Origin of the sequence: Kitasatospora sp. NPDC059599 (genome assembly GCF_042735125.1) — a bacterium.
Classification (GTDB): Bacteria; Actinomycetota; Actinomycetes; order Streptomycetales; family Streptomycetaceae; genus Kitasatospora.
The window spans coordinates 1-25,926 of sequence record NZ_JBHWCL010000140.1; the positions used below are offsets into that span (position 1 = coordinate 1).

24 protein-coding genes are annotated in these 25,926 nt (G+C 73.6%); 10 read left to right on the top strand and 14 right to left on the bottom strand.

Going from position 1 to position 25,926, the window contains the following annotated elements; genetic code table 11:
- Both ACFV04_RS34495 and ACFV04_RS34500 read right to left on the bottom strand, forming a co-directional pair.
- On the bottom strand, positions 1-272 hold a 272-nt coding region (locus ACFV04_RS34495), incomplete at its 3' end, for an ATP-binding cassette domain-containing protein (RefSeq protein WP_380534840.1).
- 214 nt (positions 273-486) lie between these two features.
- Positions 487-2,655 carry a restriction endonuclease gene (locus ACFV04_RS34500; protein ID WP_380534842.1) on the bottom strand — a complete coding sequence of 723 codons (2,169 nt, stop codon included), beginning with the start codon at positions 2,653-2,655 and terminating at the stop codon, positions 487-489.
- A 526-nt stretch (positions 2,656-3,181) separates the two neighbouring features.
- Between ACFV04_RS34500 and ACFV04_RS34505 the strand changes: the two genes are divergently transcribed.
- Positions 3,182-4,129, top strand: a complete 948-nt coding sequence (locus ACFV04_RS34505) for a DUF2797 domain-containing protein (RefSeq protein ID WP_380349690.1) — start codon at positions 3,182-3,184, stop codon at positions 4,127-4,129.
- Positions 4,130-4,310: 181 nt separating this feature from the next.
- Here ACFV04_RS34505 and ACFV04_RS34510 read toward each other — a convergent pair whose 3' ends face one another.
- The 6 genes from ACFV04_RS34510 to ACFV04_RS34535 all read right to left on the bottom strand — a co-directional run bounded on the left by ACFV04_RS34510 (position 4,311) and on the right by ACFV04_RS34535 (position 9,526).
- On the bottom strand, positions 4,311-4,673 hold the full coding sequence (locus tag ACFV04_RS34510) for a hypothetical protein (protein WP_380349693.1): 363 nt from the start codon (positions 4,671-4,673) through the stop codon (positions 4,311-4,313).
- The gene (locus tag ACFV04_RS34515; protein ID WP_380349696.1) at positions 4,670-5,191 is read right to left on the bottom strand and encodes a DUF6232 family protein; all 522 of its coding nucleotides are present in this window, start codon (positions 5,189-5,191) and stop codon (positions 4,670-4,672) included. The genes ACFV04_RS34510 and ACFV04_RS34515 overlap by 4 nt, the downstream gene beginning before the upstream one ends.
- A gap of 297 nt (positions 5,192-5,488) precedes the next feature.
- Positions 5,489-5,794 (bottom strand): hypothetical protein, encoded by a 306-nt coding sequence (locus ACFV04_RS34520; RefSeq protein ID WP_360266465.1) that lies wholly within the window; start codon positions 5,792-5,794, stop codon positions 5,489-5,491.
- A 353-nt stretch (positions 5,795-6,147) separates the two neighbouring features.
- Positions 6,148-6,885 (bottom strand): succinate dehydrogenase/fumarate reductase iron-sulfur subunit, encoded by a 738-nt coding sequence (locus ACFV04_RS34525; RefSeq protein ID WP_380349700.1) that lies wholly within the window; start codon positions 6,883-6,885, stop codon positions 6,148-6,150.
- The gene (locus ACFV04_RS34530; protein WP_380349703.1) at positions 6,882-8,825 is read right to left on the bottom strand and encodes a fumarate reductase/succinate dehydrogenase flavoprotein subunit; all 1,944 of its coding nucleotides are present in this window, start codon (positions 8,823-8,825) and stop codon (positions 6,882-6,884) included. Before ACFV04_RS34530 ends, ACFV04_RS34525 begins: the two co-directional genes overlap by 4 nt.
- Positions 8,822-9,526 (bottom strand): succinate dehydrogenase cytochrome b subunit, encoded by a 705-nt coding sequence (locus tag ACFV04_RS34535; protein WP_380349706.1) that lies wholly within the window; start codon positions 9,524-9,526, stop codon positions 8,822-8,824. Before ACFV04_RS34535 ends, ACFV04_RS34530 begins: the two co-directional genes overlap by 4 nt.
- A 96-nt stretch (positions 9,527-9,622) precedes the next feature.
- Between ACFV04_RS34535 and ACFV04_RS34540 the strand changes: the two genes are divergently transcribed.
- Positions 9,623-10,543: a LysR substrate-binding domain-containing protein gene (locus tag ACFV04_RS34540; RefSeq protein ID WP_360266454.1), complete on the top strand. Its 921-nt coding sequence runs from the start codon at positions 9,623-9,625 to the stop codon at positions 10,541-10,543.
- Positions 10,544-10,612: 69 nt separating this feature from the next.
- On the opposite strand, the gene ACFV04_RS34545 is transcribed toward ACFV04_RS34540, so the two are convergent.
- From ACFV04_RS34545 to gcl, 4 genes are all read right to left on the bottom strand, one after another.
- Positions 10,613-11,224 (bottom strand): hypothetical protein, encoded by a 612-nt coding sequence (locus tag ACFV04_RS34545; RefSeq protein WP_380534846.1) that lies wholly within the window; start codon positions 11,222-11,224, stop codon positions 10,613-10,615.
- 30 nt (positions 11,225-11,254) lie between these two features.
- Positions 11,255-12,292 carry a DUF4157 domain-containing protein gene (locus ACFV04_RS34550; protein WP_380534848.1) on the bottom strand — a complete coding sequence of 346 codons (1,038 nt, stop codon included), beginning with the start codon at positions 12,290-12,292 and terminating at the stop codon, positions 11,255-11,257.
- 342 nt (positions 12,293-12,634) lie between these two features.
- On the bottom strand, positions 12,635-13,123 hold the full coding sequence (locus ACFV04_RS34555) for a glutathione peroxidase (protein ID WP_380349715.1): 489 nt from the start codon (positions 13,121-13,123) through the stop codon (positions 12,635-12,637).
- Between the two features lie 144 nt (positions 13,124-13,267).
- The gene (gcl, locus tag ACFV04_RS34560; protein ID WP_380534850.1) at positions 13,268-15,049 is read right to left on the bottom strand and encodes a glyoxylate carboligase; all 1,782 of its coding nucleotides are present in this window, start codon (positions 15,047-15,049) and stop codon (positions 13,268-13,270) included.
- Positions 15,050-15,954: 905 nt separating this feature from the next.
- On the opposite strand from gcl, the gene ACFV04_RS34565 reads away from it, so the two are divergent.
- Together ACFV04_RS34565 and ACFV04_RS34570 are read left to right on the top strand one after the other, a co-directional pair.
- A complete protein-coding gene (locus ACFV04_RS34565) occupies positions 15,955-17,436 on the top strand; it encodes a SulP family inorganic anion transporter (protein ID WP_380534863.1) in 1,482 nt (493 codons plus the stop codon).
- Between the two features lie 88 nt (positions 17,437-17,524).
- Positions 17,525-17,821 (top strand): MTH1187 family thiamine-binding protein, encoded by a 297-nt coding sequence (locus ACFV04_RS34570; protein ID WP_360266443.1) that lies wholly within the window; start codon positions 17,525-17,527, stop codon positions 17,819-17,821.
- A gap of 57 nt (positions 17,822-17,878) precedes the next feature.
- Here the strand turns inward: ACFV04_RS34570 and ACFV04_RS34575 are convergent, their stop codons facing one another.
- On the bottom strand, positions 17,879-18,352 hold the full coding sequence (locus tag ACFV04_RS34575; protein WP_380346957.1) for a DoxX family protein: 474 nt from the start codon (positions 18,350-18,352) through the stop codon (positions 17,879-17,881).
- A 152-nt stretch (positions 18,353-18,504) separates the two neighbouring features.
- Between ACFV04_RS34575 and ACFV04_RS34580 the strand changes: the two genes are divergently transcribed.
- From ACFV04_RS34580 to ACFV04_RS34590, 3 genes are all read left to right on the top strand, one after another.
- Positions 18,505-19,092, top strand: a complete 588-nt coding sequence (locus tag ACFV04_RS34580; RefSeq protein ID WP_380534853.1) for a TetR/AcrR family transcriptional regulator — start codon at positions 18,505-18,507, stop codon at positions 19,090-19,092.
- 73 nt (positions 19,093-19,165) lie between these two features.
- Positions 19,166-20,740 carry an MFS transporter gene (locus ACFV04_RS34585; protein WP_380534855.1) on the top strand — a complete coding sequence of 525 codons (1,575 nt, stop codon included), beginning with the start codon at positions 19,166-19,168 and terminating at the stop codon, positions 20,738-20,740.
- A complete protein-coding gene (locus tag ACFV04_RS34590) occupies positions 20,737-21,498 on the top strand; it encodes a glucose 1-dehydrogenase (RefSeq protein WP_360266432.1) in 762 nt (253 codons plus the stop codon). The genes ACFV04_RS34585 and ACFV04_RS34590 overlap by 4 nt, the downstream gene beginning before the upstream one ends.
- A 115-nt stretch (positions 21,499-21,613) precedes the next feature.
- Here ACFV04_RS34590 and ACFV04_RS34595 read toward each other — a convergent pair whose 3' ends face one another.
- Entirely contained in the window at positions 21,614-22,393 is a 780-nt protein-coding gene (locus tag ACFV04_RS34595; RefSeq protein ID WP_380534857.1) for an SMI1/KNR4 family protein, read from the bottom strand.
- Positions 22,394-22,598: 205 nt separating this feature from the next.
- Here ACFV04_RS34595 and ACFV04_RS34600 point away from each other — a divergent pair, with 205 nt between their 5' ends.
- The 3 genes from ACFV04_RS34600 (at position 22,599) to ACFV04_RS34610 (ending at position 25,872) form a co-directional block, all read left to right on the top strand.
- Positions 22,599-23,519 (top strand): carbohydrate ABC transporter permease, encoded by a 921-nt coding sequence (locus ACFV04_RS34600; RefSeq protein WP_380346952.1) that lies wholly within the window; start codon positions 22,599-22,601, stop codon positions 23,517-23,519.
- Complete coding sequence (locus tag ACFV04_RS34605; RefSeq protein ID WP_380534859.1) at positions 23,516-24,412, top strand: carbohydrate ABC transporter permease; 897 nt, start codon at positions 23,516-23,518, stop codon at positions 24,410-24,412. The genes ACFV04_RS34600 and ACFV04_RS34605 overlap by 4 nt, the downstream gene beginning before the upstream one ends.
- A gap of 65 nt (positions 24,413-24,477) precedes the next feature.
- Complete coding sequence (locus ACFV04_RS34610) at positions 24,478-25,872, top strand: ABC transporter substrate-binding protein (RefSeq protein ID WP_380534861.1); 1,395 nt, start codon at positions 24,478-24,480, stop codon at positions 25,870-25,872.
- The last annotated feature ends 54 nt before the right edge of the window (positions 25,873-25,926 follow it).

The following is a 25,926-nucleotide window of genomic DNA, read 5'->3' on the forward strand; positions in this document are numbered from 1 at the left end:
GTGAGCTGCTTGTCCTTGAGGCCGACGAGTTCGGTGTCGCCGATGGTGGAGGAGCCGGAGGTGACGGTGTCGAGGCCGGCCATGCAGTGCATCAGTGTGGACTTGCCGGAGCCGGAGGGGCCCATGATGGCGGTGAACTCGCCCTGGGGGAACTCGACGCTGACGTTGTCGAGGGCGACGACGCGGGTCTCCCCCTCCCCGTAGACCTTGTTCAGGCCGGTGGCGCGGGCGGCTGCCACACCGGAGCGGACGGCGGTTGCGGGGAACGTCACGTGGACTCACTCCTGGGGAGGGAAAAGCGGAAAATCTGACTCCAGTCCATCCTCCCAAGACGTTCTTGTGCGGTGCGTATGCCGAGCGGACGGTCGGCCCCCGCCGACCCGGCGGGGTGGCGGGGGCACTCTCCTCCTCAGGTATGACGCGGACCCCTGGGGGGCGGGGCGGCCGACCGGGCGCGGTCCGGTCCCGGGACGACCACCCCGCCCGCTACTCCACCGCGACCCCGAAGGCCGCCGCCAACCCGGCCAGACCGTTGGTCACCGCCCTGCCCGACGGGCTGAACTCCCAGCCGTCGCCGCCCCGTCGGAACGCGCCGAGCAGCATCGCGCTGTCCGGCACCCCGCCGGTGGTGCCCGCCCAGTCCGCCGGACCGGCCGCGCCCGGCCCGTACGCGGCGGCGACGGCCAGCCCGTGCACGTACCCGAGCGGCAGGGCCGGATGCTCCTCCTCCTCGGTGGAGACCGCGACCACCACCTCGTCGACCGCGGCCGACAGCCGGTGCAGCTCCAGGGTCAGCCGGGCCGCCCGGGTCGGCTCGCCCGGCACCGAGCGGGTCGGGTGCAGCCGGACGGCCCCGTCCGGGTCCTGCGGGCTGTTGAAGAACACGAAGTGCTCGTCGCTCAGCACCCGGCCCCGGGCGCACAGGAAGGCGGTCACGTCCAGCTCCACCGGGTCCCCGGCGGCCGTCCGGCTCTGCCAGCTCACCGTGAGGGCGCTCTCCCGCCCGGCTTCCCCGGCTGCCCCGGTGCCCCCGGCCGCCCCCGTTCCCCCGGCCGCCCCGGGCGTGGCGCCGGCGGTGCCCGCGGCCGCCGGGGTGCCGCCGCCGAGCCGGCCGCGCAGGCCCTGCTCGGCCAGCAGCCCGACCAGCTCCGGGCCGCTCACCAGGGTCAGCGGCTTGCCCTCGATGTAGCTGTACGAGCCGCGGCCGAAGCCCGCCGTGGTGACCAGGATCCCCTTGATCGCGCCGTGGTGGCGGACGGTGGACTCCAGATCGCGCACCGCCGTCGGCGGGACGGTCTTCTTGTACCGCTTCGCCTGGATCACGATCTTGCCGCCGGTCACCGGGTCCAGGTCCTCGGCCACCACGTCCACCCCGACGTCGCCGCTGCGGGCCGTGGTCATCACCCGGAACCCGCGCAGCCGGAACAGCTCGGCGATCAGGTCCTCGAACTCCAGCGGATCCATCTCGAACAGGTCCGGCTCGTCCTCGCCGCCGTGCCCGGCCAGACTCCCGCCGACCGTCTGCGGCCGACGGTCCGGACGCACCTCGTCCAGCCGCTCCGGGCGCGCCGACAACCGGCCGCCCAGACCCTGGAAGCACTCCACCGCGTCCACCCGGTCCAGCGCCAGCCCGGCGAACCCGGCCCGGGCCGCGGTCAGCGTCGACACGAAGCGCTCCGCCTCCCGGCCCGTCGCCGGGTCGATGCCGAGGACGAAACCGTTCAGCACCACCGAGTCCAACAGCCCGTCCCGGTCCGCCCGGAACACCTCCGCCACCACCCGCAGCGCCGACTGCGCCAGGACCTGCCGGTACAGCGCCTTGCGCTCCGTCGCCGGGCGGGCCACCTCAGCCTCGCGGTCGTCCGACTTCACGTACCGGACCCGGGCCGCCGCCGGCACCACGTCCGGCCCCGGCAGCTCCCAGTCCACCACCAGCTGCCGGCCCGCCGCGTCGAAGGCCGCCACCAGCCGGTGCGGGAAGCCCTCCGGCCACGCCGCCGAGGCGTACAGGCCCGCCGTGAAGTACTCCTGCACCGCCTCCGGCTCACCCGCCCGCAGCCGCCGCAGCAACTCCTCGGTCCGGGCGCCCCGTTCCTCGTCCTGGAGCCGGAACCGCTCCGCCCACGCCAGGTACTCCCGGTGGTACGCGGCCAGCCGCTGCTGCCGGTCCGCCTCCCGCGCCTGCGCGGCGTACCAGTCCTGCTCGAACCGCGCCCGGGCCTGCGCGAGGTACTGCTCGTACTGACGCCGCACCCCCGGATTGCGGGCCTGCACCGGATCCGGCGGCGGCACGACGTACACGGCGGACGTCTGGTCCGGCATCTCCACCGGCTCACCCAGCGGCCCGGGGTCGAACGGCGGCACCGCGCTCGGCGCCAGCAACGCCTGCGGACCGAACGCCGGCGCGGCCATCCCGGCCGCCAGCAGACCCCTCAACTCCTCCACCCGGGAGTCCAGTTCACCCGTCCGCCGGGCCGCCTCCGCCTCCCGCGACTGCTGGTACGCCCGCTGCGCCTCGCGCTCGTTGCGGGCCGTGGCCCGCTGCGCCTCGCGCTGCTCCCGCTCCCGCCGACGCTCCTCCGCCGCCTCGGCGCGCCACCGGGCCTCCTCCCGGCGCTGCTGCTGCCGCTGCGCCTCCGCCCAGATCGCCAGCACCCCGCTGCTCCGCCGCCCCGACACCGTTCGTCCACCCCATTCACCTCGTGCCGACCCGGTCGGCCCCACGCCGCCACCCGGCCGCGCCGCCCACCGCGCCCGCCACAATAGAACGTGGACACCCCACCCGGCCAAGCGTCGCTGACCTGGGGGCCTTCCGGGCGCGACCGGGGCCGTGGCCGGCGCCCCACCGGCCCGCGGAGGGCTGCCGGGCGGGGCCGTCCCCGAGGACGTTCCGGGGCCGCGGAGTGCCGCGTGACCTGCGGCGCTTGCCGAGTGCCGCACGAGCGCCGGCGCCAGTCGGTGTCCGCGGGTGCGCCGCGCAGGGTGTCGACGGCGAGCCGGAGGGCGAGGGCGAGGTCGTCCGGGGTGGGGGTGTCGTCGGGGGTGGGGTATCGATCACGACCGGGACGCCGGCAACGCCTCGGGCCGACGGTGGCCGAACGGGCGTCGCCGGTCCCGGGCGACCGTTGTCGGTCCCGGCGGGTAGCCTCGCCTGGTCGAGTACCCCCAGGGAGGGACGCCCGTGACCATCCCCGCACCGCAGCACCGGGACCACCCCGGCGGCTGGATCTCCACCGGTCTGAGCTGGCAGGACGGCCGCGCCGTGCTCGGGGCCGTGCGGGGCTCCCGGGTGCACGAGCGCGCGGTGGCGCCGGGTGCGGAGGTCGGCTGGCTGCTCGGCGGCCCGCGCCGCTGCACCGGGGCCTGGCTGGTCGGGGCGACGGAGCGCACCCCGTGCCCGCACCACGCGGTGATCGACCCGGCCGGCGGTGCCACGCAGTGCCCGGCCTGCCAGAGCGTGGACCGCGGCCTGGCCCTGGCGCGGGACCAGATCCTCGACGACGGCCGCACCTACCTGCTGTACCTCGCCTGGTTCGGCGAGGGCCTGCTGAAGGTCGGCCTGACCGCCGAGCAGCGCGGTGACGCCCGTCTGCTCGAACAGGGCGCGCTGGCCTACGCGTTCACCGCCCGGGGCGGCCTGCCCGCCGTACGGCGCGCCGAACTCACGGTCGCCGCCTCGGGGCTGGCCCGTGAGCGGTACAAGTCCCGGCTCAAGGCCGACCACTGGTGGTCGCACGGCGACGCCCCGCACCGCCGGACGGTGCTCACCGAGGCGCGCGCCCGGGCGCACCGGCTGCTGGACGGCCACGCGGTGGAGCTCCTCGCGGACCGTGCGGACCGTCCGGTGGTGGACCACGTGGAGCGCTTCGGCCTCGCCGGCGGAGCCCCCGAGACCTACCGGGAGATCGCCGGGCTCGCCGACGGCGCGGTGATCGCGGGGCGGCTCCGTCCGCCGATCGGCAAGCACCTCTTCCTCGACCAGGCCGACGGCTCCGGCCCGCTGCTGCTGGACACCCGCCGCCTCACCGGCTGGACGCTCACCCCGGTGGCCGACCGTCCCTCCGAGGGGCTGACCCTGCAGGAGCGGGTCCGTCCGCCGGAGCCGGACACCCAGGAGGCGTTGTTCTGACCCCGGCCGCCCCGTGACTCCTGACCCCTGACCGAGGGCCCGGGCCCGCGCGAACGCACCCCTCGCACCGGACGATGTCGGCGGCCCGGTCGTGGACCGTCGCGACACCGGACGGCGCCACCGGGACCAGCCGCTTCGAGACGCGGCGGACCGGACAGGCACCGTCCGGCCGGTCGACCGGTCAGCCGCTGATCAGGGCGAGCAGCTGGTTTGCCAGGCCCAGCGCGGGCGCGGCCGCTTCGCCGATGCTCTGCGTCACGCCGGCCAGCAGCAGGAGGGCGTTGCGCCGGCCGCGCTGCTCCTCGGAGGCCGGGTCGCGGAGTACGGGGAGGGTCTCGGTGAGGCTCTGTCGGTCCTGCTCGTGCACCCGCGAGTCGCGCGCCAACTCGGCCACCTCGGCGGCGAGCCGGGCGAACATCGCGGCGACCTCGGGCGGCAGGGCCTCGCCGGCCTGGCCGTTGTTGTGCTGGACGCCGATGTTGTGGTGGCCGCCGTGGATGGTGACGTTGTCGCCCAGGTGGAACTGCGGTGTGTTGCCGCTCACTTGCTGACTCCCGTGTTGCCGTTGCCACCGTAGATGTTGACGCTGTCGCCGAACTGGTAGTGCCGCAGGTCGACGATGATGCTGCTGACGAACTGCTGGAACTCGATCTGCGGGTTCTCGATCGCCCGTGCGACGGCGGCCTGCAGTTCGTAGGCGGGCCCCGGCGATTCCCAGGCCAGCAGTGCGGTCGGCGGTCCCGCCGTGTCGACGGTCAGCGCGTAGAGGCGGTTCTGTCGCAGGACCGGAAGGGTGACGAACACGAAGTAGAGCACCACGGCGACCAGCGCCAGTACCACGGGCCACCCCGAGTCGGAGCCCTGCTGGCCACCGCCCAGTGCGCCGGCGGCGGCGCCGTTGACGGCACTGAGCAGGAACGCGGCCGTGATGACCGTCCCCGCGAACTTGAAGAGACGTCCGATCGCGCCGAACTTGTCCGGCACGATGATCGTGATGCTCGCCCGGGCGACGGTCGCCAGCGGGTACGCCGCTTCCCCGACCCAGAGGATCCGCTTGGTCACGGCCACCCGGATGGTGCGCCGGGTGGGTGTGAACACCGGGGGTGGGACCGGCACGGCCGCCGGTGGCGGTGGCGGCGGTGGCGGCGGGATGAACGGAGTGGGGCCGGTGTGTCCGGCCCAGGTCGAGCCAGCCGGTTCGGTCGGCTGCATGGCGCCCCCCAAGGCTCTCGAACGAGGTACGTCAATAAACCAGCAGGTTTGAGCCATGCACAAGTCTGCTGCCGTGAACGAACTTTGACGAGTCGTCAGAAGATCGTGCGATGCCTCGCCCGACCGCCCGGCCGGGCCGACCCCGGTTCAGCCCAGCTTGCTGCGCACTCCGCCCGGGCCCGAGCGGGCCCGGCGGGACAGCGGGGGCCGGGACGGGCGTACGTCGTGGCGCGGGGCCGGGTCGGCCGTCTCGGCGGCCTGCCGGGCGAGTGCGGCGCGGGCGGCGGCCAGCGCGACGCGGGCGAGCAGCGGGTCCTCGTGTTCACCGGCCTCGTGTTTGGTGCGCTGGCAGCCGGTGCACCAGACCGGCGAGGCCGGCCCGTCCGGGTACACCATGTTCTCGGGCGGCAGGTAGTGCCCACCGCACTCGACGCACTCGAAGACCAACCTCATCCGACGATCACCGTCCCGGATCCGTGGCACCGACCGCAGGGTGACCAGAATTCGTGGATCCTGGGCACCATGCTCCCTTTCTCGTCCAGTTCGACCGTTGCCTCGGTCTTCTGGGTCCCCCCGGACCCGCCGCAACCGGAACAGGACTGAACCTCGGGCATATGCCGTCCCTCCGTAGCGGAGCACCACCGTAGCGCGATTTCCCGTACGGGAGCACCGCTCGGGGCGATCCACCACCCGTTCGGGGAGCGCGAACTGCCCTTGCACGCCCCGTCGGACGGACGGCGGCCCCTCGCGCGAGCACCAGCGCGAGGGGCCGACGGTCGGTGGGCCCGACCGCATGGGGGAGGGGGTCAGCCGCGGGCGGCCCGCAGGAACTCCCGGTTCATCGCCGCGATGCTGGGCAGCGGGATGCCCTTGGGGCAGGCGGTGGCGCACTCGCCGGTGTTGGTGCAGCCGCCGAAGCCCTCGGCGTCCATGGCCGTGACCATGTTCCGCACCCGGGCGGACCGTTCCGGCGCGCCCTGCGGCAGCACGTTGAGGTGGACGACCTTGGCGGAGGTGAAGAGCATCGCCGAGCCGTTCGGGCAGGCCGCCACGCAGGCGCCGCAGCCGATGCACTCGGCGTGCTCGAAGGCGGTGTCGGCGGCCTCCTTGGGGACGGGCGTGGCGTGCGCCTCGGGGGCGCTGCCGGTGGGCGCGGTGATGTAGCCGCCGGAGCCGATGATCCGGTCGAAGGCCGAGCGGTCCACCACCAGGTCCTTGACCACGGGGAAGGCCGCGGCCCGCCAGGGCTCGACGTCGATGGTGTCGCCGTCCTGGAAGTGGCGCATGTGCAACTGGCAGGTGGTGGTCCGCTCGGGGCCGTGCGCCCGGCCGTTGATGACCATGCCGCAGGCGCCGCAGATGCCCTCGCGGCAGTCGTGGTCGAAGGCGACGGGCTGGTCGCCGCGGGTGATCAGTTCCTCGTTGAGGGTGTCGAGCATCTCCAGGAAGGACATGTCGGGGCTGATCCCGCTGACCCGGTAGGTGTTCATCGACCCGGGTGCGTCCGGGCCCGCCTGGCGCCAGATGCGCAGGGTGAGGTTCATGCGTAGCTCCGCTGGGTGGGGTGGACGTGGTCGAATCCGAGGGCCTCGCGGTGGAGGACCGGGGCGGTGCCGGTGCCGGTGAACTCCCAGGCGGCGGCGTAGGTGAACTCCTCGTCGCGCCGGGCTGCCTCGCCGTCGGGGGTCTGGCTCTCGGTGCGGAAGTGGCCGCCGCAGGATTCGGCGCGGTGCAGGGCGTCCAGGCACATCAGTTCGGCCAGTTCGAAGTAGTCGACGAGCCGGTTGGCCTTCTCCAGCGACTGGTTGAGCTCCTGCCCGGTGCCGGGCACCTTGATCCGGCGCCAGAACTCCTCGCGCAGCTGCGGGATCCGCTCCAGTGCCCGCTTCAGCCCGGTCTCGTCGCGGGCCATGCCGCACTCGTCCCAGAGCAGTTCGCCGAGTTCGCGGTGGAAGGAGTCCGGGGTGCGGTCGCCGTCCACGGCGAGGATCAGGTTGAGCCGGTCCTCGACCTCGGCCTCGGTCTCGGTGAGGACCGGGTGGTCGGCGGGCACGGCCGGCAGCGGGTGGCGGGCCAGGTAGTCGTTGAGCGTGGGCGGCAGCACGAAGTAGCCGTCGGCGAGGCCCTGCATCAGGGCGCTGGCGCCCAGCCGGTTGGCGCCGTGGTCGGAGAAGTTGGCCTCCCCGATCGCGAACAGGCCGGGGACGGTGGTCTGCAGGTCGTAGTCGACCCAGAGCCCGCCCATCGTGTAGTGGATCGCCGGGTAGATCCGCATCGGCGTCCGGTACGGGTCCTCGGCGGTGATCCGCTCGTACATCTCGAAGAGGTTGCCGTACTTGGCCTCGACGGCGTCCCGGCCCAGCCGGCGGATCGCGTCGGCGAAGTCCAGGTAGACGCCCTGGCCGCCGGGGCCGACGCCGCGGCCCTCGTCGCAGACGTTCTTGGCGGCGCGGGAGGCGATGTCGCGGGGCACCAGGTTGCCGAAGGAGGGGTAGATCCGCTCCAGGTAGTAGTCCCGCTCCTCCTCGGGGATGTCGGCCGGCGGCCGGGTGTCGCCCTGGGCCCTGGGCACCCAGATCCGGCCGTCGTTGCGCAGCGACTCGCTCATCAGGGTGAGCTTGGACTGGTGGTCGCCGGAGCGCGGGATGCAGGTCGGGTGGATCTGGGTGAAGCACGGGTTGGCGAAGTAGGCGCCGCGCCGGTGGGCCCGCCAGATCGCGGTGGCGTTGGAGTTCTTGGCGTTGGTGGAGAGGTAGAAGACGTTGCCGTAGCCGCCGGTGGCGAGGACGACGGCGTCCGCGGTGTACGTGCTGATCGCGCCGGTGACGAGGTCGCGGGCGACGATGCCGCGGGCCCGGCCGTCGACGACCAGGAGGTCCAGCATCTCGGTGCGCGCGTGGAGTTCCACGTTCCCGGCGGCGATCTGCCGGGAGAGCGCCTGGTAGGCGCCGAGCAGGAGCTGCTGGCCGGTCTGGCCGCGGGCGTAGAAGGTGCGGGAGACCTGGACGCCGCCGAAGGAACGGGTGTCGAGCAGTCCGCCGTACTCGCGGGCGAAGGGCACGCCCTGGGCCACGCACTGGTCGATGATCTCCACGGACACCTGGGCGAGCCGGTGCACGTTGGACTCGCGGGCGCGGAAGTCGCCGCCCTTGACGGTGTCGTAGAAGAGGCGGCGGACCGAGTCGCCGTCGTTGCGGTAGTTCTTGGCCGCGTTGATGCCGCCCTGGGCGGCGATCGAGTGGGCCCGGCGCGGGGAGTCCTGGAAGCAGAACTGGACGACGTGGTAGCCCTGTTCGGCGAGGGTGGCGCCGGCCGCGCCGCCGGCCAGGCCGGTGCCGACGACGATCACGGTGTGCTTGCGCCGGTTGGCCGGGTTGACCAGCTTGGCGTCGAACCGCCGCTGGTCCCAGCGCTGTTCGATCGGCCCGTCCGGGGCCTTGGTGTCGACGACGGGTTCGCCGGCGGTGTAGTCCAGGTAGGTCACTTCACGACTCCGGTCATCACGGCCACGGGGACGGACAGGAAGCCGGCCGTCAGCACGAGTGCCAGGCCGTTCGCGGTCAGCTTGAGCGCCCGGTCCCGGCGGGCGTTGTTGGCACCGAGGGTCTGCGCGGCGCTCCAGAAGCCGTGCCGGACGTGCAGGCCGACGGCCAGCATCGCGACGACGTAGAACACGTCGACGTACCAGCGGCCGAACGAGGCCACGATGTTCTGGTACGGGTGCCCCTCCTGGGCGGCCGGGTTCACGGTCAGCGTGGTCAGGTCGAGGATGTGCCAGACGATGAACAGCGCCAGGATGACCCCGCCCCAGCGCATGGTCCGGGTCGCGTAGCTCGCCCGGCGCCGCTTGTGGACGTAGGCGCTCGGCCGGGCGGCGAGGTCGCGGCGGCTGAGCTGGTACGCGCTGACGCCGTGCAGGACGACGGAGGCCAGCAGGCCGAGCCGGGCGATCCACAGGAACCACGCGTGGCCGAGGAACGGCTGTCCGATGGTGCGCAGCCAGGCCGCGTAGCCGTTGATGTCGTCGGGGCCGAAGAACACCTTGAGGTTGCCCAGCATGTGCGCGACCAGGTACAGCAGCATGACCAGTCCGGTGACGGCCATGACCGCCTTCTTGCCGACGGTCGACCGCCACAGTGTCGCCAGGGTGGACGGATGCCGGCCCGTCCGAGTCGCGGTTGTCATGGCTGCAACGGTAGGGAGGTCGGCCAGGGTGCGTCCAAGACATGATGCGGCTCACGACGATAGGCACTGGCTATCGATGCGGCCTATCCTGGTCGGGTGCAGCTCCAGCAACTCCGCTACTTCCTGGCCGTGGCCGAGACCCGCCACTTCACCCGGGCGGCCGAGGCCGCCCATGTGGCGCAGCCGTCCCTCTCGCAACAGATCCGCTCGCTGGAGCGGGAGTTGGGCGCCGAGCTGTTCCACCGCACCCGGGGCAACATCGCACTGACCGACGCCGGGGACGCCCTGCTGCCGCTGGCCCGGCGCATCCTCGCGGACACCGAGAGCGCCCGGCTGGCCGTCCAGGAGACGGTGCAGCTGCGCCGGGGACGGGTCCGGCTGGGCGCGCCGCCGAGCCTGTGCACCAGCCTGGTGCCCGACGTGCTGCGGGTGTTCCGCGACCGCCACCCGGGCGTCGCGCTGGTGGTCCGCGAGGGCGGCTCGCGCGACCTGGTGCGCTGGCTGGCGGCGGGGGAGCTCGACCTCGCGCTGATCATCACCCCGCCGAGCGGGGAGCAGGCGCCCGCCCTCGCCGTCACCGAGCTGCTGCACGAGGAGCTGGTGCTGGTCTCCGCCGGGCGGCGGGCCCGGCCCAGGGCGCGCGTGGCGGAGCTGCGGGAGCGGCCGCTGGTGATGTTCCGGGAGGGCTACGACGTGCGGGAGGCGACCCTGGCGGCCTGCCGGGCGGCCGGGTTCGAGCCGGAGTTCGCGGTGGAGGGCGGCGAGATGGATGCGGTGCTGGGCTTCGTCCGGGCCGGCCTCGGGCCCGCCGTCGTCCCCGGCATGGTGGCGGCCCGGTCGGGTCTGGTGGTCACCCCGTTCGCCGGGCCCGGGCTGGGCCGCACCATCGCCGTCGCGCACGGCCACGAGGTGCCGCCGACCCGTGCCGCGGAGGCGCTGCGCACGACCCTGCTGGCGCACCTGCACGACGCCGCGCGGGCGGGCGAACTCCCGCCGGGCACCCGGCTGCTGCTGTGACCCGGGCCCGGCGGCGGGTGCCCCGGGCCCTGCGTGGGCGCCCCCGGCTCGGCGCCGGGCGCTGCCGGCTCAGTGCGGTGCCGGCTGGAACAGCGCGTCGTCGTAGTCCGCGAAGAGCACCGGCATCGCGCGGCGGAACGCGGTGACCTCCGTGCTGTCCTGCAACTCCCGGCAGAGCGTCTGCGGCCAGTACCAGTAGCCGCGGGAGGCGAGCAGCCGGTCCAGGTAGGCGTCGAACGAGTACCCGGTGTCGTACAGCTCCTCGCCGAAGTAGTGGTAGTGGACGGAGTCGAGCGGGGGGAGCAGCGCCGCGCAGGCCTCGGGGACGAACATGTCGAAGGGCCTGACGCGGCGGTACTCCTGGTCCTCCGGCGAGTGCCAGGTGACGCCCCGCCAATCGCCGAAGACCTCGCCCAGCGGAAGGAGGTGGACGAGGCCCTGGTCCGAGAGGTCGCCGTGGCGGAGCTCGGGGACGGTGTGGCGCCACCGCAGGCGCACCGCTCCGACCTCGCGGTAGAAGGCCTCGACGCCGGCCGGGAGGCGGCCGTCGGCCAGCCGGACGGCGTGCTCGATCTCGGAGGGCGGGGTCGGTGGTGCGACGGTCGCCTCCAGGAGTTCCACGCGGGGGTTGCGTTCCAGGTCGGCGATCATCGCGTCCAGCCGGGTGCGGGCGGTGGTCACGTGGGTCTCCTTCGAGGCGGTCGGCGGGTGTCAGAGCCGGTTGTTCTCGATCTCCCACGCGGCGCCGTGCAGTTCCTTGCCGGTGGTGTCGTAGACGGTGTACTCGGCCTCGATCTTGCCGGCGAGCTTGGCGGAGTAGTTGGTGTCGATGTCGGTCTCCACCGCGCTCGCGAGCGGCGCGAAGTCCTTCCCGGCCGGGTGGGTGCTGTAGTCGGCCCGCACGGCGTACTCGACCACGTTGCCGTTGGTGAGCACCTGGGCCTTGACGTCCTTCTCGACCTTCGCATGGTGGGCCGAGTTCGCCGACTTGCAAAGCGGAGTGAGGTTGCTCATCGTGTTGCCGGGGCCGCCGACCTGCTCGTTGAGCAGGTGTCCCTGCACCATGTACCTGCTGAACCAGTCGGCCGTCGCGCCGCTCCCGGTCGGCCACCAGGACGGCTGGACACTCGGCCTGGAGCCCTTGCCGAGCTGCCCGGGCCAGAGTTCGGCGTGCATCGAGGTGCCGAGGCCGTCCCCGTTGATCGCGCCGTAGGTGGCGTACGGGGCGCCGGTGAAGGCGCGCTGCACGGCCACCTCCGGCTCGGGGGAGGGGGAGTGGGCCTGGGTGGCGACCCGCTGGACGGCCTGGGGCAGTGAACGGCCCAGCGCCCGGACGGCGTTCGCCTCGGCGGCGCGCTCGAAGCGGTCGCCGGGGTCGCTGACGGACAGCCCGTCGCCGCGGTCGGTGCCCGCCACCGGGCCGGAGCGCTGCTGGATGACGTGGGTGAGTTCGTGGGCCAGCGTGCGCTTGTCGGTACCGCCCCGGCCGAGCACGACGTGCTCGCCGGAGGTGTAGGCGCGGGCGCTGATCTCGGCCGCCGAGCGGGCCGCCGCGGAGTCGTCGTGGATCCGCACGCCGCTGAAGTCGGCGCCCAGCCGGGCCTCCATCTCCGCCCGCACGTCGTCGGCCATGGGACGGCCCGGCGACCGCAGCACCCGGTGGACGGTCGAGCGCTGTACGGGGGGCCCCGACTGCCGTCGCTCCCCGACGAGCCGGGCCACGGCCGCGTTGCCGATGGTGCGCTGCAAGGCCGGGATCGACCGGGGGTGCAACGGCCCGGACTGCTGCCGCACGGGCGGCCGACCGTGTGCACGGTGCTCCGACGTGTCCCGCGTCTGCTGGTCGTGCGCGTGCACATCCACCTCCTGGACGGGCGGTTCGAGCCGTGGTCGCGGCCTGTCAGAGCCGGTCTACGGCGATCCGACGGGCGAGGGCAAGGACCGGAGGGGCAGTGTCGGGGGCAGACCTCCGTGGCCCGGGCGCCCGGCTGCCCGCCCTGGGTACCGGGCGGGCGGAACCCGGCCGGGGCCGGGGCCGACGAAGGCCCGGAGCACGGGGGGTGCGCTCCGGGCCTTCGTCGGGCGGTCGGGTCAGGCCGGGAGGACGGCCTCCAGGGCGGTGATCAGCTCGTCCGCCTCCGGCTCGACGCGGGGGCGGATCCGGGCGGCCACGGTGCCGTCGGGGGAGATCAGGAACTTCTCGAAGTTCCAGGAGACGTCCCCGGCCTCGCCCTCGGCGTCGGCGACCTGGGTCAGCTGCCGGTACAGCGGGTGGCGGTCGTCGCCGTTGACGTCGAGCTTCTCCAGGAGCGGGAAGGTCACGCCGTAGGTGGTGGAGCAGAAGGTCCGGATCTCCTCGGCGCTGCCCGGCTCCTGCCCGGCGAACTGGTTGCAGGGGACGCCCAGCACGGTGAACCCGCGCCCGGCGTAGCGCTCCTGCAGACGCTCCAGGCCGGCGTACTGCGGGGTCAGGCCGCACTTGGAGGCGACGTTGACGATCAGCAGGGCCTTGCCCTTGTACTCGGCCAGCGAGGTCGGCTCGCCGGCGAGGGTGCGCAGCGGGATGTCGTACAGGCTCACGGTGGTGGTCCTTTCGGCAGGTCGGCGGCGGGTCGCCGCCCGGGCACACGGTAGCGGCCCCGGACGGGTCAACCGTGCCGGCGCCGCCGGTGTTCCGTACCTGCGGGGGCGTACGGAGCGGCTCGTACGCCCCCGCAGGGACGGTCAGAGCGCGAGCGGCCTGATGGCCGTCGGCGCGTGCCCGGGGAGGGTGGCGAGTTCCTCGAACTCGTTGACCTTGTCGATGTCGTTGCCGCTCATCGCGATGTTGGTGACCCGCTCCAGGATCGCCTCGACGACGACCGGGACGCGGAACTCGGCGGCCAGCTTCTTGGCCTCCTCGAAGGCGGGCAGCAGGCCCTCCGGCTCGGTGACCCGGATCGCCTTGCAGCCGAGGCCCTCGGCGACCTTGACGTGGTCCACGCCGTAGACGCCCAGTTCCGGCGCGTTGATGTTCTCGAACTCCAGGTTGACCTGGAAGTCGATGTCGAAGGTGCGCTGCGCCTGGCGGATCAGGCCCAGGTAGGAGTTGTTGACCAGCACGTGGACGTACGGGATCCGGTGCTGGGCGCCGACCGCCAGCTCCTCGATCATGAACTGGAAGTCGTAGTCGCCGGAGAGCGCGACGATCCGGCCCTCGGGGTCGGCGGTGGCGACGCCCAGCGCGGCCGGGATGGTCCAGCCGAGCGGTCCGGCCTGGCCGCAGTTGATCCAGTGGCGCGGCTTGTAGACGTGCAGCATCTGCGCGCCGGCGATCTGGGAGAGGCCGATCGTGGTGACGTAGCGGGTCTCCGGCCCGAAGGCCCGGTTCATCTCCTCGTAGACGCGCTGCGGCTTGAGCGGCACGTTGTCGAAGTGGGTGCGGCGCTGCAGGGTGGCCTTGCGCTCCTGGGTGGCGGCGGCCCACGCACTGCGGTCCTTGAGCTTCCCGGCGGCCTTGAGCTCCGCGGCGACCAGGACGAACAGCTCCAGCGCGGCCTTGGCGTCGGAGGCGATGCCGAGGGCGGGGGCGAAGATCCTGCCGATCTGGGTGGGCTCGACGTCGACGTGGACGAAGGTGCGGCCCGCCGTGTAGACGTCCAGTCCGCCGGTGTGGCGGTTGGCCCAGCGGTTGCCGATGCCGAGGACGAAGTCGGAGGCGAGGAAGTTCTCGTTGCCGTAGCGGTGCGAGGTCTGCAGGCCGACCATGCCGGCGTTCAGCTCGTGGTCGTCGGGGACGATGCCCCAGCCCATCAGGGTCGGGACGACCGGGACGCCGGTCAGCTCGGCGAACTCCAGCAGCAGCTCGGAGGCGTCGGCGTTGATGACGCCGCCACCGGCCACGATCAGCGGGCGCTCCGACGCCTGGAGCAGCGCGATGGCCTTCTCGATCTGGACGCGGTTGGCGACCGGCTTGTAGACCGGGAGCGGCTGGTAGGCCTCGGGGTCGAAGTCGATCTCGGTCAGCTGGACGTCGATCGGCAGGTCGATCAGGACCGGGCCGGGGCGGCCGGAGCGCATCAGGTGGAAGGCCTGCTGGAACACGCCGGGGACCTGCGCGGCCTCCAGGACCGTGGTCGCGGCCTTGGTGACCGGCTTGGCGATCGAGGCGATGTCGACGGCCTGGAAGTCCTCCTTGTGCAGCCGGGCGACGGGTGCCTGGCCGGTGATGCACAGGATCGGGACGGAGTCGGCGATCGCCGAGTACAGGCCGGTGATCATGTCGGTGCCGGCCGGACCGGAGGTGCCGATGCAGACCCCGATGTTGCCGGCCTTGGCGCGGGTGTAGCCCTCGGCCATGTGGGAGGCGCCCTCGACGTGCCGGGCCAGCGTGTGCCGGATCCCGCCGGAGGCCTTGAGGGCGGCGTAGAACGGGTTGATGGCTGCGCCCGGCACGCCGAACGCGACCTCAACGCCTTCGAGCTTGAGGATCTCCACGGCCGCGCGGGCGGCTGTCATACGAGGCATCGGGTCTCTCCTGCGTCGGCCCGCAGTGGCTCGGAGGGCTCATCTCCTGAATTCCACCATACGGAAGAACGGTTTCTGTATGTGGAAACAAGGTAGGGCGGGGCTCGTCGGGGCGTCAAGGGGGGATTCAACAGAATGTGGAAGCCCTGGCGGCGTGACCGGGCGGCTGGCCGAGCAGCCGACCGAGCAGCCGACCGAGCAGGTGGCCGGGCGGTCGACCGAGCAGGTGGCCGGGCGGTCGGGATTCGTACGTCCGGGCGGCATCCGTGCTGGTGTGCGCGGGGAAGCAGGCCTTCCGGGCCGGGAAGCGCACCCGGTGTGCAGCACCGGTGAAGGGACCGTGTCCGAGGTGGGCCCGCCCCGCCGCCCTGGGTACCGTCGGTGGCACGCCGGGCCCGTGACATCCGACGGGGGCCGTGGCAGGGGAGTCCGGGAACGCCGGGAGCGGGGGGAACTCCGTCGGCCGCCCCGTCCGGGGCCGGCGCGCCCGCCCTGCCGCACCCGTCCCGCAGCGCCCTCGTTCGTCCCCTCCTCCGCTTCCTGCCCCGCGCCGAACGGCCGGCGCCGAACGGCCCGCGCCGTACGGTCCGCACCCCCCGGCCGGCGCCGTACCCGCGTGCTTCCGAACCCCCTGGCTCCCGCGCCGCAACGGCGTGCACCGCCTGGCTCCCGCACCGCAGCCGCCTGGCTCCCGCACCCCGACGGCGTGCACCGCCTTGCCCTCGCACCGCAACGGCGTGCCCGCAGCCGCGGGCACGCGGAAGGAGCGTCCCCATGCGCCGCTGTACCCCTGCCCGCCCCCCGGTGGTGACCGGGTGAACCGCCCGCCGCACCGGAGCGAGGGACCGCCGGGCCGCCCCCGGAAGGACTCCCCGCCGGGCCGGACCCGGACCCCGGTCGCCGCGCTGCGCGCCGTGCCCTGGTGCCGCGACCTGCCCGCCTCGCTGGTGGTCTTCCTGGTCGCCCTCCCGCTCTGCGTCGGCGTGGCCGTCGCCTCCGGCGTCCCGGCCGAGCTGGGCCTGGTCACCGGCATCGTCGGCGGCCTGGTGGTCGGCGCCCTGCCCGGCAGCAGCCTCCAGGTCAGCGGTCCGGCCGCCGGGCTCACCGTCCTGGTCGCCGACGCCGTCCGCGAGTTCGGCGCCGGTGCGCTCGGCCTGCTGGTGCTCGGCACCGGCCTGCTGCAGCTGGCGATGGGCGCCCTGCGGCTCGGCCGCTGGTTCCGGGCGATGTCCGCCTCGGTGGTGCACGGCATGCTGGCCGGCATCGGACTGACGCTGGTGTTCGGCCAGCTCTACGCGCTCGCCGACCGCAGGGCCCCCGCCACCGGACCGGAGAAGATCACCGGACTGCCCGCCCTGCTGGGCGACGTCCTCACCGCCGCGGCCGACCCCGGGGCGGTCGCCCTCGGCCTCGGCACCCTGCTCGTCCTGGTCGGCTGGAAGTACCTGCCGGAGCGCGCCGCCCGCGCCGTGCCCGCGCCGCTGGCCGCCGTCGGCCTGGCCGCCGCCGTCACCGCCGCGGCCGACCTGCCCGTCGCCCGGATCCGGGTGGCCGGCCTGCTCGACGTCGTCCGGCTGCCCGACCGTGCCTCGCTCGACGGCCTGGCCGGCACCGCCGGGATCGGCACGGTGGTCGCCTTCACCCTGATCGCCTCCGCGGAGACGCTGTTCAGCGCCGCCGCCGTCGACCGGATGCACCACGGCCCGCGCACCGACTACGACCGCGAACTCACCGCGCAGGGCATCGGCAACACCGTCTGCGGACTGCTCGGCGCGCTGCCGATGACCGCGGTGATCGTCCGCAGCGCCACCAACGTCCAGGCCGGCGCGCGGACCAAGGCCTCCCGCTTCCTGCACGGGTTCTGGCTGCTGCTGTTCACCGCGCTGCTGCCCGGCGCGCTCGGGCTCGTCCCGCTCGCCGCGCTGGCCGCCGTGCTGGTCCACGCCGGCGCCAAGCTCGTGCCGCTGCGCCGGATCGTCGCGCTCTGCCGCGGCCACCGGGGCGAGGCGCTGGTGCTCGTGGTGACGGCGGCCGCGATCATCGCCACCGACCTGTTCGAGGGGGTGCTGATCGGGGTCGGTCTGGCGGTCGCCAAGTCCGCCTGGCAGACCTCGCACCTGCAGATCGCGGTCGAGGAGACGGTGCTCCCGTCCGGACGGCCGTTGCACCGCGTGCGACTGAGCGGCAACGCCACCTTCCTGCGGCTGCCCCGGCTGCTGGACACCCTGGAACGGCTGCCGGACGACCGGCCGGTCGAACTGGACTGGTCCGGGCTGCGCCACCTGGACCACGCCTGCACGGTCGCCCTCGCCTCCTGGGCCGCCCAGCACCGGGCCCGCTCCACCGCGACGCTGGCCGTCGAACCGCCGCTGCCTTCGGTGGCCTGACGGAGCGCCCGGCAGGGCCTAGCCTGGTCGCCGGTTCGGGAGGGCCCGAACCGGTGACCGGTGCCGTCGACCCGAGGAGTGCAGAGCCGTGATCGCAGCCTTTTCCGTGACCCCGCTGGGGATCGGCGAGGACGTCGGCGAGGCGGTCGCCGCCGCCGTCCGGGTGGTCCGCGCGAGCGGACTCCCGAACCGTACGGACGCGATGTTCACCAGCATCGAGGGGGAGTGGGACGAGGTGATGCCGGTGATCCGGGCGGCGATCGAGGCGGTGAAGGCCCACAGCAACCGGGTCAGCACGGTCATCAAGATCGACGACCGGGCCGGGGTCACCGACGGCCTCACCGCCAAGGTCGCCTCGGTGGAGCGGCACCTCGCGGAGGACTGAACCGGCCCGCCCCGGTCCGCCCGTCCTGCCCGGCCCGCCCCGGTGGGTGCGCCGGGCTCAGCCCGTCCTGCTCGGCTGCGCGGCGGGCTCGGCCGCCGCGGCCACCGGCCGGCGGCCGAGCAACCGGTCCACGGCGTACGGGCCGGAGCCGAGCACGGCGATGGCCAGGAACGCCCAGCAGAACATCACCGAGGCCTCGCCGCCGTTCTGCAGCGGCAGCAGCGCGTGCTCCTGGTGGACGGTGAAGTAGGCGTAGGCCATCGAGCCGGAGCAGAGCAGGGCGGCCGCCCTGGTGCCGGCGCCGAGCAGGACGAGGACGCCGCCGACCAGTTGGATCAGTGCGGCCCACCATCCGGGCCACTGGCCGATCGGGACGGTGCCGCCGCCCTTGGCGCCGCCGAGGACGCCGAACAGCGAGGCGGCGCCGTGGCAGGCGAAGAGCAGGCCGATGACGATCCGAAAGGCCGTCAGCACCAGTGGCCGGGCGGCCTCGGCGGCCTGGCGGGGGGAGGTGGGGACGTGTGCGGACATGCGGAGACGCCTCCTGTGGGGGGAAGGAGGGATGAGGCGGTAAGGGTAGCCTTGGTCTAGTCCACTTGGCAATGCTCCGTCAGATTGTTCGACCGGGATCGGCCGTCGATTTTTCTTGACCGATCATTCCGGAAAGGGCTAGCGTGTGGGACATGGCGCGAACGAAGGAATTCGACCCGGACGCAGCACTGCAGGCAGCCCTGGAGCTGTTCTGGCAGCGCGGCTACGAGGCCACCTCGATGGCCGACCTGGTCGAGCGGCTGGGCATCGGTCGGGCCAGCGTCTACGCCACCTTCGGCAGCAAGCACGAGCTGTACCTGCGCGCGCTGGAGCGGTACGCCGAGCAGGCCGACCCGGTGCTGCTGGCGGAGCTGTCCCAGCCCGGTCCGGTGCTGCCGGCGGTGCGGGCGATGGTGCGCCGGTACGCGGCGGAGTCGGCCGGGGCCGGGCGGGAGCGCGGCTGCTTCGTCACCAATACCGCCGTCGAACTCGCCCCGCACGACTCCTCCGCCGCCCGCCGGGTCAGTGCCAGCCTCGCCCACCTGGAGGCGGTGCTGACCGCCGCCCTGGTCCGGGCACAGGCGCAGGGGGAGCTGTCCGCCGGGCGGGAGCCCCGGGCGCTCGCCCGGATGCTGATGGTGCTGATGCAGGGGATGCGGGTGATGGGCAAGACCGTCGACGGCGCGGCCCGGGTGGGGGACGCCGCCGAGCAGGCGCTGGCGCTGCTGGACGTCGACTGACGCCGGACCGCACCGGCCCGAGACTTTGGCTGTCGTGATTCTGGACCGAACGGTCTTTATAAGGGAGGGGCTCATGAGTGGCACAGGGGGGCGCATGAACGGCACGGCGGCGGGCCGCTCCGGCTTCGCGCTGCTCGGCGCGGTGCAGGCGGTGCTGATCTTCACGATCATGATCCTCACCGTGCCGCTGCCGCTGGTCGCCCGCGAGTTCGCACTCGGCCCGTCCGGAGTGCTGCTGCTGAGCGCCGCGTACGGGCTCTCGTTCAGCTCCCTGCTGCTGCTCGGCGGGCGGTTGACCGACCGTCACGGCGGCCGCCCGGTGCTCCGGTGGGGTCTGCTGCTGCTCGCCGTCGCCTCCGTCGCCTGCGCCCTCGCGCCCGGCTACCCCGTCCTGCTGGCGAGCCGTTTCGTCCAGGGTGCCGGTGCGGCCCTCACCGCCCCGGCGGCGGTCGCCGTGGTCCGGGCGCTGCACCCCGAACCCGCCGCCTACCGGAGGGCGATGGCCACCTGGGGCGGCCTCTCGGTGCTCGGAGCGACGGCCGGCAGCGTGGTGTCGGGCGCGGTCGCCGCCGCGGTCTCCTGGCGCTGGCTCTTCGCGGTGCCCGTCCTGGCCGCCCTGACCGGCCTCGCCCGCTCCGGCGCGCTGCCCGCCGCCTTACCCTCCGCCGTACCCGGTGCCGCATCCGGCAGCGCCCCCGCCGTACCCGGCACCGCCCTCGCCGGACCGGCCGCTTCCGCCGGGCGCCGCCCCGCCCTCGACCTGCGCGGCGCGGCCCTCGCCACCGCCGGTGTCTGCGCGGCGAGTTACGCCCTGGTGGCGTCCACCGAACACGGCTGGACCGACCCGGGCGTGTACGGGCCGCTGGCCGCCGGCCTCGCCCTGCTGCTCGCCTTCGCCGCCGCCGAACGCCGCACCGCCGACCCGCTGCTGCCGCCCGGCTTCCTGGCCGACCGGCGCCGCGGCACCGCCCTGGTCGCCGTCTGGGCGCCCGCCGCCGGCACCGCGCTGACCTTCGTCCTGCTCTCGCTCTACCTCCAGCAGCAACGCGGCTGGAGCGCCGCCGCGACCTCCGCCGCCTTCCTGCCGTACGCCGCCGTCCTGCCGGTGTCCGGCCGCCTGGCCGGCCGACTGACCCTCCGGCACGGGCCGGTGCCCGTCACCGCCGCCGGCCTGGCCGTGGCGGGCGCCGGGCTCGGCCTGCTCGCCGGGATCACCCCCGGCAGCGGGTACGCCACCGGGCTGCTGCCCGCACTCCTCCTGGTGCCCGCCGGAGCCGCCGCCGCCTTCGCCGGAGCGGCCGTCCTCGCCACCGGCGGGGTGGCGCCCGGGCGCACCGGCCTGGCCGCCGGCGTGTTCAACACGGCCATGGAACTCGGCCCCACCGCCGCACTGGCCGCCCTGATGGCGCTCGCCGCCACCCGCCCGAGCGTCGTCGGCGGCTACGCCACGGCCTTCGCGGCGGCCGCCGCCGGGCTGGCACTCACCGCCGTCGCGGTCGCCGCCCTGCCCCGCACCACCACCCCGCCGGACGGCGGCAGCGCCGCACCGGAGCGCACCCCCAGTCCACCGGACGGCGCCGCCGCACCGGACCGCACCACCACCACCGCATCAGAACGCACCACCCGGACCGAGGAGTTCACATCATGACCACGCGTTTCGCCGACAAGTCCGTCCTGGTCACCGGCGGCGGCAGCGGCATCGGCCGGGCCATCGCCCTGGCCTTCGCCGAGGAGGGCGCCCGGGTCGCGGTCGTCGGCCGGAGCGCCGCCCCGCTCGCCGGGACCGTCGAACTGATCGAGCGGGCCGGCGGCAAGGCGGTGGCCCTCACCGGCGACGTGACGAACGGCGACGACGCCGCCCGGCTGGTCCGCGAGACCGTCGAGCAGTTCGGCGGGCTGGACGTCGCCGTCAACAACGCCGGGGTGCTCGGCGCGGTCGGCCCGGTGGCCGACATCGACGAGGCCGAGTGGCGGCGGGTGATCGACGTCAACCTCACCGGCACCATGCTCGCGATGAAGCACCAGATCGCCCACCTGCGGGCGCACGGCGGCGGCGCGATCGTCAACGTCTCGTCCAACCTCGGCGCCCACCGGCGGATCCCGAACCTCGCGGCCTACGCCGCCAGCAAGGCCGCCGTCACCGTGCTGACCCGCGCCGCCGCCCTCGACCACATCGCCGACGGCGTGCGGATCAACTCGGTGAGCCCGGGCGCGGTGGACACCCCCATGTCGGGCCGGCCGGGTGAGAGCGCCGCGGAGAAGGCCGAGCGGATGCGGGCCGACGTCCCGGTCGGCCGGGCCGGCGCGGTCGAGGAGATAGCCGCCGCGGTGCTGTACCTGGCTTCGGACGAGGCCGGCTACACCGTCGGCAGCGACCTGGTGCTCGACGGCGGCTCCAGCGCCTGACCGCCCACGGGCCCCGCCTGACCGCCCACGGGCCCCGCTCGATCGTCCACGGGCCCCGCCCGACCGTCGACCGGGCCCCGCCCGACCGCGCACGGGGGTCGCGGGCGGGCGGGGCTCACTCGCCCAGCCAGTCCCCGGGCACCGCCTCGTACAGCGCCTCCAGCGCCTCCGGGGTGCGTGCCCGGGCCGCCATCCACGCCTCCTCGACCACCGAGACCAGGACGCCCGGCCCCTGGTACCAGCGACAGCCCCGGCCGAGTGCGGGCAGCTCCCGGAACCCGTCGGGGAGGTCGTCCTCCGACTCGATGAAGTCGGTCAGCTCGTGGTCCTCCAGCAGCTTCTCCGTCATGGCCATCACCGCGGCCGCCGTCGAGAAGTGCTCCTCCCAGGGCTCCCACCGCTCCAGGGACTTGTCGGCCAGGTCCATCCGGATCACCGTCGGCGGATCCTCCCGGTCGACGCCCCCGCCGCCGATGCCCCCGCCGCCGTCGACGTCCCCGCGCTCGATGCCGCCGCCCTCGGCAGCCGAGTGGTCGGGTCCGACCGGCACCAGGCAGGCCGTCGGCACCCCCCAGTGCGCGCAGCCCTGGTTCTCCGCCCGGTAGACCAACGCGCCGTCCAGCACGAACAGTTCGTCCGGCGTCAGCAGCACGTCGTGGTTGCTGGTGAGGTCGGCCCGCCGGCCGAACAGCCGGTACGCCTCGCGCAGCGCCGCCGGCAGCCGCAGGCCGAGCCGCCGCTCGGCGGCGTCGAGGTCGGCGTCCGGGAAGCCGTCGTCCGGCCCGAGCGGCTCGCCCCAGTACGCGGCGAAGCCGCTGACGAGTGCCCAGGAGCCCGCGCGGCCGCGCAGACTTTCGGCCATTGCGGCCCGTATGTCGAATTCCGTTTCGTCCACCCGCGCACCGTACGGCACCCCTCCGACAACGCCGTGAACCGCTCAACAGCGGTGCGGGAGCCCGTCCGGGCACGACCGGCCGAAACCTGACGCGAACGCGTAATCCCGGTGACACCCGTTGATCACCACGGGGTTTCCGCCGCGTCGTGTGGGCAGGACACGGTTTCGGCCGGAACCGACATCACGAAAGGCGGACGCGCACCGTATGCCGACCGCACCGCACACCGCGCCCCGAGCGGGCCGTCGAAGCCGCTGGGGCGAACACGGGCTCGCCTGGGCCTTCCTGCTGCCCTCCCTGGTGGTCTTCGTCCTCTTCATCGGCTACCCGCTGGGCCGGACGGTCTACCTGAGCGGGCACGCCAACGACCTCTTCGGCGCGCCCTCCCGCTTCGTCGGGGCGAAGCACTACACCGACCTGCTGACCTCGGCGGACTTCCGCCGCACCCTCGTCACCACGGCGCTGTTCACCCTGCTCACCGTGGTGCCAGGGGTGCTCGGCGCGCTGGTGCTGGTGCTGCTCCTGGAGAACCGGATCCGCGGCGTGCGGCTGCTGCGCTCCGCCTTCGCGCTGCCCTTCGCCTTCTCGGTGGCGAGCGCGTCGGTGGTCTTCGCGGTGTTCTTCAACCCGGCCAGCGGGGTGCTCAACGGCCTGCTCTCGCACGTCGGCCTCGGCCCGGTGGGCTGGCTGACCGACTCCCGGTACGCGCTGGTCTCGGTGGCCGTCACCACGGTCTGGATGAACCTCGGCTACAACGTGCTGGTGCTCTCCGCCGGGATCGGCTCGATCCCGCAGGAGGTGGTGGAGGCGGCCCGGATCGACGGGGCGTCGGGCCTGCGGCTGGCCCGCTCGATCACCGTCCCGATGCTCGGCCCGAACCTGTTCTTCCTGACCGTCGTCTCCACCGTGCACGCGCTGCAGAGCTTCGGCCAGATCCACATCCTCACCAAGGGCGGGCCGGACGGCTCCACCCGGACCCTCGTCTACTCCGTCTACGAGAAGGCCTTTGCCTACGGCTCCAGCGACTTCGGCACCGCGAGTGCCCAGGCCGTGGTGCTGCTCGTGGTCGTCCTCGCCTGCACGGCCGTCCAGTTCGGCGTCCTGGAGCGGAAGGTGCACTACGCATGACCTCGATCGCCACCACCGACGTCGAGGCGCCCGAGGCGCCCCGCCCGCGCACCCGCACCCTCGCCGGGCGCTCCCCGCGCGACCTGCTCGGCCGCGCCGCCGTCTACCTGCTGCTCGGCGTGGCCGTCGTCACCGTGGCCTTCCCGGTGTACTACGCGGTCGCCGGCGCCTTCATGGGCCCGTCGGAGCTCTCCTCCTACCCGCCCGCGCTGGTGCCGCACTCGGTCACCGGGCGGAACTTCTCGGGCGCCGTGGGCGCGATCCCGCTGGCCCGCCAGTACGCCAACTCGGCGGTCGTTGCCACCGCCATCACCCTCGCCCAGCTGTTCACCTCGATCCTGGCCGCGTACGCCTTCGTCTTCCTGCCGCTGAAGGCGCGGGCGGCGGTGTTCGGGGTGTTCCTGGCGACGCTGATGGTCCCGTGGGAGGCCATCATCATCCCCAACTACCTGACGCTGTCGGGCTGGGGGCTCGGCAACACCTACTTCGGCCTGGTGCTGCCCTTCCTGGCGTCCGGCTTCGGCACCTTCATGCTGCGGCAGGCCTTCCGCCAGCTGCCCGGCGAACTGCGCGACGCCGCCCGGATCGACGGCGCCGGCCACTGGCGCTTCCTGTGGCGGATCGTGGTCCCGCTCAACAAGCCCGCGCTCGCGGCGCTGTCGATCTACGTCTTCCTGTCCGCCTGGAACCAGTACTTCTGGCCGCTGATCATCACGCGCACGGCGGAGATGCAGACCCTGCAGATCGGTCTCACCTCGCTGCGCGACTCCGAGATGGCCGATCCCGGGCTGATCCTGGCCGGCGTCGTGCTCTCCCTGCTGCCCACGCTCGCCCTGGTGGTCTTCGGCCAGCGCTTCATCGTCCGCGGCCTCACCGCGGGCGCGGTGCGCTGACCCGTGCCACGTCCGTCCCTCGCCAGTCCCTCGCCAGTCCATCGCGTTCGAGAGAGAGAACCCTCGTGAAGAAGAGTGCACGCGCGCTCGCGGCCCTGCTGGTGGCCGGCCTGTCCCTGACCGCCTGCAGTTCCTCCGGTTCCGGGTCCGGTTCCGGCTCCGCCAACGACGCCGCGGCGCCCGGTGCCCAGGCGCTCGACCAGGCCTCCGGCGTCACGAACGTCGAGTTCTGGCACTCGATGACCGGCAAGAACGCCGAGGTGCTCACCGGGCTGGTCGACCAGTTCAACGCCGCGCACCAGGGCAAGGTCGCGGTCAAGGCGCAGTTCCAGGGCAAGTACGACGAGCTGGTCACCAAGTACAAGGCCGCGGTGCAGCAGAAGGGCACGCCCGCCCTGGTGCAGGTCTACGACATCGGCACCCGGTTCATGATCGACTCCAGGCAGACCGTCCCCGCCCAGGCCTTCGCGGACAAGGACGGCTACCCACTGGGCGACCTGGACGCCAACATCCGCAACTACTACTCGGTCGGCGGCAAGCTCCAGTCGATGCCGTTCAACTCCTCGATGCCGCTGCTCTACCTCAACGACGACGCCTTCAAGGAGGCCGGCCTCGACCCGGCGCAGCCGCCCAAGGACCTCAACGAGCTGGGCGAGCTCGCGAAGAAGCTGACCAAGAAGGACGCCGACGGCAAGACCGTCCGGTACGGCTTCGGCGCCGCCATCTACGGCTGGTTCGTGGAGCAGCTGCTGGCCGAGTCCGGCGCCATGTACTGCGACAGCGACAACGGCCGCAGCAACAAGGCCGGCAAGGTCGTGTTCGACTCCGCGCAGGGCGCGCAGATCGTCCAGTGGTGGGCCGACCTGGTCAAGGGCGGCTACGCGGCCAACACCGGCCGCACCACCGACGACGCGCAGGCCGCGTTCAAGGCCGGCACGGTCGCGATGCACCTGGAGTCCACCGGCGTGCTGCGCGGCTACACGGAGGCGGCGAAGTTCGCCGTCGGCACCGCCGCCTTCCCGAAGGTCACCGCCGCGGACCAGGGCGGCCCGGTGATCGGCGGCGCCTCGCTGTGGATCAGCGGCCCCGGCCACTCGGACCCCGAGAAGCGCGCCGCCTGGGAGTTCGAGAAGTTCGTGACGGCCCCCGAGCAGCAGGCCGTCTGGCACACCGGCACCGGGTACTTCCCGGTGAACACGAAGTCCCTGGACGACCCCAAGGACAAGGAGTGGGTGGCCAAGTACCCGCAGTTCCAGACCGCGATCGACCAGCTGAAGTCCACCAAGCCCACCCCGGCCACCGCCGGCTGCCTGCTCGGCGTCATGCCGCAGGCCCGCAAGGGCGTGGAGACCGCGATCGAGCAGACCGTCTCGGGCAGCAAGTCGGCCCAGCAGGCGCTGTCCGACGCCGCCAAGGAGCTGCAGCCGGCGATCGAGAGCTACAACAGCTCGGTGGGCTGAACCGCTGCCACCCGAACCGCCGTCACGGTCGGGCCGACGGCCCGCCCCGCGCAC

Coding starts and splice junctions, on each gene's coding strand:
- ACFV04_RS34520 (WP_360266465.1), bottom strand. CDS start 5,794: ATGAGGTTGGTCTTCGAGTGCGTCGAGTGCGGTGGGCACTACCTGCCG.
- ACFV04_RS34525 (WP_380349700.1), bottom strand. CDS start 6,885: ATGAACCTCACCCTGCGCATCTGGCGCCAGGCGGGCCCGGACGCACCC.
- ACFV04_RS34535 (WP_380349706.1), bottom strand. CDS start 9,526: ATGACAACCGCGACTCGGACGGGCCGGCATCCGTCCACCCTGGCGACA.
- gcl (WP_380534850.1), bottom strand. CDS start 15,049: ATGCCTCGTATGACAGCCGCCCGCGCGGCCGTGGAGATCCTCAAGCTC.
- ACFV04_RS34575 (WP_380346957.1), bottom strand. CDS start 18,352: ATGTCCGCACACGTCCCCACCTCCCCCCGCCAGGCCGCCGAGGCCGCC.
- ACFV04_RS34580 (WP_380534853.1), top strand. CDS start 18,505: ATGGCGCGAACGAAGGAATTCGACCCGGACGCAGCACTGCAGGCAGCC.
- ACFV04_RS34585 (WP_380534855.1), top strand. CDS start 19,166: ATGAGTGGCACAGGGGGGCGCATGAACGGCACGGCGGCGGGCCGCTCC.
- ACFV04_RS34590 (WP_360266432.1), top strand. CDS start 20,737: ATGACCACGCGTTTCGCCGACAAGTCCGTCCTGGTCACCGGCGGCGGC.
- ACFV04_RS34600 (WP_380346952.1), top strand. CDS start 22,599: ATGCCGACCGCACCGCACACCGCGCCCCGAGCGGGCCGTCGAAGCCGC.
- ACFV04_RS34605 (WP_380534859.1), top strand. CDS start 23,516: ATGACCTCGATCGCCACCACCGACGTCGAGGCGCCCGAGGCGCCCCGC.